General features: G+C 68.2%; 4 protein-coding genes and 3 tRNA genes. 3 read left to right on the top strand and 4 right to left on the bottom strand.

Annotation, left to right across the window (positions count from 1 at the left end; translation table 11 throughout):
* Positions 1-14: 14 nt before the first annotated feature.
* Positions 15-1,448: an NlpC/P60 family protein gene (locus VH571_RS12620; protein WP_423264874.1), complete on the bottom strand. Its 1,434-nt coding sequence runs from the start codon at positions 1,446-1,448 to the stop codon at positions 15-17.
* A 31-nt stretch (positions 1,449-1,479) separates the two neighbouring features.
* On the bottom strand, positions 1,480-2,772 hold the full coding sequence (locus VH571_RS12615) for a M23 family metallopeptidase (RefSeq protein WP_123939969.1): 1,293 nt from the start codon (positions 2,770-2,772) through the stop codon (positions 1,480-1,482).
* Between the two features lie 362 nt (positions 2,773-3,134).
* Between VH571_RS12615 and VH571_RS12610 the strand changes: the two genes are divergently transcribed.
* The 3 genes from VH571_RS12610 to VH571_RS12600 all read left to right on the top strand — a co-directional run bounded on the left by VH571_RS12610 (position 3,135) and on the right by VH571_RS12600 (position 3,436).
* A tRNA-Glu gene (locus tag VH571_RS12610) sits at positions 3,135-3,207 on the top strand.
* Positions 3,208-3,285: 78 nt separating this feature from the next.
* Positions 3,286-3,362 (top strand) — tRNA-Asp (locus tag VH571_RS12605).
* A 1-nt stretch (position 3,363) separates the two neighbouring features.
* Positions 3,364-3,436: transfer RNA gene (locus VH571_RS12600), tRNA-Phe, on the top strand.
* 402 nt (positions 3,437-3,838) lie between these two features.
* Here VH571_RS12600 and rocD read toward each other — a convergent pair.
* Together rocD and ddaH are read right to left on the bottom strand one after the other, a co-directional pair.
* The gene (gene rocD / locus VH571_RS12595; protein WP_423264873.1) at positions 3,839-5,098 is read right to left on the bottom strand and encodes an ornithine--oxo-acid transaminase; all 1,260 of its coding nucleotides are present in this window, start codon (positions 5,096-5,098) and stop codon (positions 3,839-3,841) included.
* Positions 5,095-5,886: a dimethylargininase gene (gene ddaH, locus VH571_RS12590; protein ID WP_084816360.1), complete on the bottom strand. Its 792-nt coding sequence runs from the start codon at positions 5,884-5,886 to the stop codon at positions 5,095-5,097. Before ddaH ends, rocD begins: the two co-directional genes overlap by 4 nt.
* Positions 5,887-6,000: the final 114 nt, after the last annotated feature.

Here is a 6,000-nt window from a genome sequence, read left to right as displayed (position 1 = left end):
GGGGGGGGTGCGGCTCAGCCGACGGGGCGACCCACGTACCAGAGCTGGAAGTAGCGCACCGCCACGATCCGCACCTTCGCGCTGGGGTTCGGTGCTTCGAGCATCTGACCGCCGCCGATGTACATGGCGTCGTGGTACATGCCGTCGGTGCCGTTGTAGTAGAAGAGGATGTCGCCGGCCTTCATCGACCCGATCGACACGAGTCGGCCCTGGCCGTTGAGGTAGTCGTACTGCCAGCGCACGGAGTGCCCGCCGATGTAGACGCCGGCCGCGTTGTACGAGCCCATCATCAGGCCGGAGCAGTCCCAGACGTCGGGGCCGGCGCCGCCCCACACGTACGTCTTGCCGAGCTGGGCCTTGGCGAATGCCATCGCCGTCGTGACGGCCGCGGGTGTTCCGGTCGACGCCGGCGGCGTGGGCTTGGGTGCCGGTGCAGGTGCTGGTGCGGGCGCCGGTTTGCTCGGCGCGGGGGCGGGCTTCTTCGTCGGCGTGGCACTCCCGCCGGTGCTGCCCGACGACGACCCCGAGCCTGAAGAAGACCCAGACCCCGAGCCCGAACCCGAGGATCCGGCGCCCGACCCCGCCGATCCACTGCTGCCCGCGCTCGACCCCATTGAGCCCGACCCTGCTGAGCCCGACCCCGACCCCTTGCTGCTGCCCGTGGCGGACCCGGCCGGGCTCGCATCCGCGATAGTGCCCGCGGCCTTGCCCGCGTAGTACTTCTTCTGAACGGCCGCGGTGGTGCCCTTGAGGAAGGCCACCTGCTCGATCAGCTGCTCTTGATTCTTCTCTTGCGTGGCGACAGCCGCAGCCGCCGTCGAAGCCAGAGAGTTGGCCCGCTCGAGCGCTGCCGAAGCCGCGGCCTTCCGGTCGGCCAGAGCCTTTTCGGCGGCACCGGCCTGATCGCTGAGCGACGCCGCGATGTTTTCGTCTTGTTTCGCCTGCTTGAGGAGGCCGCTCGTGCGCGAGGTAAGGCTGGTCATCGCGCCGAGCTGGTAGAGCAGGTCGCCGGCCCTGTCGGACTCGGTGAGCATGGTGACGGTGAGCTGGCCACCGCCCGCGTGTGAGAGCTCGGCGACGAGCTGCCCGACCTGCTGCTGTGACTTCGTGGCGGTGGAGGCAGCGGCCTTCTGCTGCTTCTTCAGCCCGGCGAGGGTCTGCGCGGCCTTCTGCTCGGCCAGCGAGGCGATCTGGTACCGCTCACCCGCTCCGAGAGCGCTGTCGTTCGCCGAGGACGATCGCTGCTGCAGCGTGGTGATGGCGCCGTCGAGCTCGGCGACCGCTTTGGCCGCCTTGGCCTCGTGACCCTTGGCGGCCTGCACCTCTGACCACGACGGGTACGGCGAGGCCTGTGCCGGAGTGGCCACTCCGAGGGCGGTGGAGGTGACGACGCCCGTGCAGACGGCGAGAACGAGGAGCACACCCAGTGTGCGAGGCGGGGGCGTCACAGAGCGATCGATCTGGGTGTGCGGGGTCTCATTACAGAGTCACTCCTCGTGCGGCCATGAAGGGGACGGCGTCTTGCGCCACCGTGTTGACGCGGGTCTCGAAGTGGAGGTGGCATCCGGTCGACCACCCGGTCGAACCGACCTGAGCGATGATCTGCCCGGCCGTCACGGTCTGACCGACCGAGACGTGGATGCCTCCGTCGACGATGTGGCCGTAGCCGGTGTTGATGCCGTCGCCGTTGTCGAGCAGCACGAAGTTGCCGTAGCCGCCGTAGGGGCCCGCGTAGATGACTGTGCCGGCGTGGGCGGCGTAGATGTTCGACCCGCACGAGGCGCCGAGGTCGGTGCCGGCGTGCAACTGGTAGACGCCGATCGCCGGGTCGAGGCGGTAACCGAAGCCGCTGGTGATGTAGCCGCCGGCGGGGCGAGTCCAGCCCTGAGCGTTGGCGACGCCGGTGGCACCGCTGGCCTTGGCTGCCGCGGCGGCGGCCCTCGCCTGAGCCGCAGCGATCTTCGCCTTGCGGATCTTCTCGCCCTTGTTGTACTTGGTCTGCGTGAGCACTCGATCGGCCTTGATCGACGCGAGCTGCGCCTCGAGGCGAGAGGCGTTGGCCGACTGCTCGTCGACAGCCGCCTGCGCCTCTTCGGTGGCCGCCTGGGCCGTCTCCAGGGCCGCGTCGGCCTTCGCCTTGAGATCGCCGAGAGCCTTCGTCGCGACTGTCGCCTGATCGGTGAGACCCTGCGCCGTGTTGCGGTCTTGGACGGCCTGCGAGTAGATGCCGTTGGCCTGCTCGGTGAGCTTGCTCATGGCCCCGAGCTTGTAGAGCAGGTTGCTGGCTTTGCCGGGGTTCGCGATGAGGTCGGACGAGATGTCGTTCGAGCCGGATCGGCCGAGCTGCGCCGCCAGCTGACCAGCTCGCGTCTCACTCGACTTCGCGACCCGATCGGCCGAGTCGGCCTTCGCCTGGAGCTTGGATCGGATGTCTTCCTGGTTGTCGTAGGCGAGCTGAGCCTTCTGGAGCTCGTCACCCTTCTCAGCCTGGACGGCCTGCTTGGCCTTCACATCGGCGTCGAGCGAGACGAGAAGCGCCCGGATCGACTTCACCTCGCGGTTCTTCACCGCCTGGTTCTGCACGGCCACCTGCACGTCGTGCCACGAGGGGTACTTCGTCGCCGCACTCGCCTCGAGGGGAGTGCCCAGCACGGCACCGGCGGCGAGAAGGGCGCCCACCGCGAGCATGGCCACGGGGCCTCGCGCGCGCGATCGACTCCGACGCGGCCCTGTGGGGCGAGCGGTGCGAGAGGAGCGGAAGAAGAGAGTCATTGTTCCCGAATCGTCGTCACGGTGAGGTCGGAACCCGCGAGTCACACCGTCAACACGAGCAACAGTAGCAACGCAGGGTCTGCCACCCAAGGGACGAAACGACCCTCGGAGCGGCACAGCAACCGACCGGGCTCCCCGTCGGAAAGCCTCGATTACTGCATGAAGCTAATGCTGGCACGGGTTGCCGGGGGTGCACCCGGTCGGAGTGGCGCATCTGTGGACAAATCGGACGTCCCCCCAACTGGGGAGACGAGGGGCCCAGGATCCGACGGTGCGGCAGACCCGGATCCTCACGATTTTGCATTTCCGGTCTCGATCCGTATGCTTGTCCCTCGGTTGCTGGAATGCCTTCAAGCCTTCACGGCCCCATCGTTTAGTGGCCTAGGACACCGCCCTTTCACGGCGGCAGCACGGGTTCGAATCCCGTTGGGGTCACAAGGCAGTAGTATCGAAGACAACGCTGGAGCAAGTCGCAGCACCGCAACAAACACAGATTCATCAGCAACATCGTTTGGCCCTGTAGCGCAGTTGGTTAGCGCGCCGCCCTGTCACGGCGGAGGTCGCCGGTTCAAGTCCGGTCAGGGTCGCCAAGGCTGGGTAGCTCAGTTGGTAGAGCGTTCGACTGAAAATCGAAAGGTCCGCGGATCGATGCCGCGTCCAGCCACGTGCTAGTCATCACGACTCGCAGAAGCACAGAAAAGCCGCCCCCTGAGGGCGGTTTTTCGGTTAACCGCTGCCCCGCCCGCCACTTTCCGGCAATGGCACCGCCTTTCGACGGTGTTTTCGCCGAAACGTGGTGCCACAAGCGCCGCAGGGCATTTATGCCTCAGGCATGTATACTTCAGATGCCGGTGTGAGGGTTCGCCGAGCAGGCGGGAGGCTGGGTACGGCCGGCCTCCCGCCCCCGCCTACCTGCCGGCACCAGCCGGCGCCGGCCAGCCCGGGTTGCCCGCCGAGTGCCGTCAAATGCCGCACGCGCCCGCGGCCACGAGGCATTTGGCGGCACTCGGCAGCCCAGCACGCGTCAGCGCAGCACTCGGCAGCGCAGCACCCGGCGCCGCAAGCCTCAGCGCAGCTCGTCCAAGACGGCCGCGAGCTGCTCCACCGCCCAGTCGAGCTCCTCGCCCGTCACCACCAGCGGCGGCGCGAGGCGGATCGTCGACCCGTGCGTGTCTTTGGCCAGCACGCCGCGACGCATGAGCCCTTCGCAGACCTCGCGCCCCGTGCCGATTGCGGGGTCGATGTCGATACCCGCCCAGAGCCCCGCCGTGCGAATGGCGACCACGCCGCGACCGAGGAGGCCGTCGAGCGACTCTCGCAGCCGCGCCCCGAGCACCGACGCCCGCTCCTGGAACTCCCCCGTCGACAGCATCGCGACGACTTCGCGGCCCACCGCAGCGGCCAACGGGTTGCCTCCGAACGTCGACCCGTGTTCGCCGGGCCGGATCACGCCGACCACCGCGGCGTCGCCGACGACGGCGCTGACCGGAACGATCCCGCCGCCGAGCGCCTTGCCGAGCAGGTACAGGTCGGGCACGACGCCGCTCAGGTCGGAGCTGACGGTGGTGCCGGTGCGGCCGAGCCCCGACTGGATCTCGTCGGCGATCATGAGCACGTTGCGAGCCGAGGTGAGCTCGCGCACCGCCGGCAGGTACTCCGCCGGCGGGATGACGACTCCGGCCTCGCCCTGGATCGGCTCCAGCAGCACGGCGACGGTGTCGTCGTCGATGGCTGCGGCGAGCGCGTCGACGTCGCCGTACGGCACCGAGACGAATCCGGGGGTGTACGGGCCGAAGTCGGCGCGGGCCTCCGGGTCGCCCGAGAAGCTGATGATCGTCGTCGTGCGGCCGTGGAAGTTGCCGTCCATCACGATGATCTTCGCGCGACCGTCTGCCACGCCCTTGACCCGGTAGCCCCAGGCCCGTGCGATCTTGATCGCCGACTCGACGGCCTCGGCACCGGTGTTCATCGGCAAGACCATCTCTTTGCCGAGAAGGGTGCCGAGCTCGGCGGCGAACGGCCCCAGCTGGTCGTTGTGGAACGCCCGGCTCGTGAGCGTCACCCGGTCGAGTTGCGCCCGGGCGGCCTCGATCAGCCGCGGGTTGCCGTGCCCGAAGTTGACGGCCGAATACGCCGCGAGGCAGTCGAGGTAGCGATTGCCCTCGACGTCGGTCACCCAGGCGCCGTCACCCGAGGCGACCACGACGGGCAGCGGGTGGTAGTTGTGTGCGAGCGCGCGCTCCTCCACCTCGATGGCGGCTGACGACGAGCCCGACGACGGGAGAGCGGAGGATCCGGCCGAAGCCGCTCCGGTCGACGTCGTCATCGCCGCAACTCGAGCGTGCAGCACTTCACGCCGCCGCCGCCGAGCAGCAGCTCGGAGAGGTCGACGCCGATGGGGTTGTAGCCGCGCTCGCGCAACTGCTTCTCGAAGCCCTTGGCACGGGCGGCGATCACGACGTTGTAGCCGTCGCTGTACGAGTTAAGACCGAGGATCGCGGCGTCTTCTTCGCTGACGAGGATCGCGTCGGGGTAGCGCTCTCGCAGAATGGCCAGCGAGGGCTCGTCGAAGGCGCTCTCCAGGTAGGCGATGTTGTTGTGGCCGTCGACGGGCTCGGGGTCGAGCACGGCGATCGCCGTGTCGAGGTGGTAGAAGCTCGGGTTGATGAGTTTCAGCGTGATGACGGGCCGACCGAAGATGGCCGCCAGTTCTTCGTGCGACGTCGAGTCGCTGCGGAAACCGGTGCCAGCGAGGATCACGTCGCCGACGAGGAGGAAGTCGCCCTCGCCCTCGTTGATCTGCTCGGGCGCTTTGACGTCGTAGCCGTTGGCGCCGAACCACTCCATGTAGGCGGGGCCCTCGGGCTGGCGCTCGGGGTAGGTGAAGCTAGCGCCGTAGGCCTTGCCGTCGAGCACGAAGCCGCCGTTGGCCGAGTAGACCATGTCGGGCAGGCCGTCGATCGGGTCGATCAGCTCGACGTCGAAGCCGAGGCCGACGTAGGTGTCGTAGAGCGTCTGCCACTGGGCGACGGCCTTCGAGGTGTCGGTGGGGTCTTCCGGGTGCATCCACGGGTTGATGCGGTAGCTCACGGTGAAGAAGTCCGGTCGGCACATCAGGATGGTTCGGTGGGACGCGACGCGCGTCGGGACGGTGGTCTGCTGGGAATCGGTGTCGATGCTCACGCTTGCCAGTGTCACACGTCAATCGCGCATGCTGGAAGCGTTCCA

It is taken from the genome of Frondihabitans sp. 4ASC-45, from assembly GCF_049472575.1.
Lineage (GTDB): Bacteria > Actinomycetota > Actinomycetes > Actinomycetales > Microbacteriaceae > Frondihabitans.
The sequence above is the reverse complement of the archived record's forward strand: the minus strand, read 5'-3'. Positions and strand labels throughout refer to the sequence as shown.

Excerpts from the sequence above, each read along its gene's own strand:
- ddaH (WP_084816360.1), bottom strand. The coding sequence starts at position 5,886 with ATGTGCCGACCGGACTTCTTCACCGTGAGCTACCGCATCAACCCGTGG.
- rocD (WP_423264873.1), bottom strand. The coding sequence starts at position 5,098 with ATGACGACGTCGACCGGAGCGGCTTCGGCCGGATCCTCCGCTCTCCCG.
- VH571_RS12615 (WP_123939969.1), bottom strand. The coding sequence starts at position 2,772 with ATGACTCTCTTCTTCCGCTCCTCTCGCACCGCTCGCCCCACAGGGCCG.